This window comes from Streptococcus sp. GMD4S, from assembly GCF_000296955.1.
The window spans coordinates 1-1,037 of the sequence record NZ_AJRE01000276.1; the positions used below are offsets into that span (position 1 = coordinate 1).

At 45.2% G+C, this 1,037-nt stretch carries 1 protein-coding gene; it reads right to left on the reverse strand.

Translation table 11 applies throughout. The annotated features are described in order from the left end of the window. Window positions 1-1,037 (reverse strand): MSCRAMM family protein (locus GMD4S_RS09330; protein ID WP_000341668.1); only part of this gene is annotated, 1,037 nt, incomplete at both ends.

Genomic DNA, 1,037 nt, shown 5'->3' on the forward strand with positions numbered 1-1,037 from the left:
CCTGCGATTTCTGTTCCACCAAGGCTAACCTTGCTGAAGGTGATCTTACGTGGAAGGTCATCATCTTTATCAGTTACAGTTACAGTTGAACCGTTTGTGGCAACTTTGTTTTCTTCACCCTTAGAGTCTTTTTCACCAACATTGGTCACTTCCACTGTGCCGTCATGTTTGACTTGGAAAGTGATGTCCGTTACTTTGAGGTAACCAGTTGGGGCTGCTTCCTCATGGAAGGTGTAAGTGCCTGGAGCCAAGTTGAGATCTTTAGACTTACCAGCTTCAGATGTCCAGCTTTCTACGGCTGTACCTTCTGCTTTGTCGCCCTTGTAGATCTTGATTTGAGCACCTGCGATTTCTGTACCACCAAGGTTAACTTTACTGAAAGTAATGGCTTTTGGACTATCATCGTCTTTATCCGTTACTGTAACAGTTGAGCCGTTGGTTACGACCTTGTTCTCTTCACCCTTAGAGTCTTTTTCACCAACGTTGGTCACTGCCACTGTGCCGTCAGTTTTGACTTGGAAAGTGATGTCCGTTACTTTGAGGTAACCGGTTGGAGCGGCTTCCTCATGGAAGGTGTAAGTGCCTGGAGCCAAGTTGAGATCTTTAGACTTACCAGCTTCGGAAGTCCAGCTTTCTACGGCTGTACCTTCTGCCTTGTCGCCCTTGTAGATCTTGATTTGAGCACCTGCGATTTCTGTACCACCAAGGCTAACCTTACTGAAGGTAATCTTACGTGGAAGGTCATCGTCTTTATCGGTGACTTTAATAGTTGAACCGTCAGTTACAACTGTATTGTCCTCACCTTTAGCATCCTTGGTACCAACATTGGTAACTTTAACTGTTCCGTCATAGTTAACTTTAAAAGTGATATCCGTCACTTTGAGGTAACCAGTTGGGGCTGCTTCCTCATGGAAAGTGTATGTACCTGGTGCTAAGCTCAATTCTTTAGATTTACCAGCTTCGGATGTCCAGCTTTCTACAGCTGTACCTTCTGCCTTATCGCCCTTGTAGATCTTGATTTGGGCACCTGCGATTTC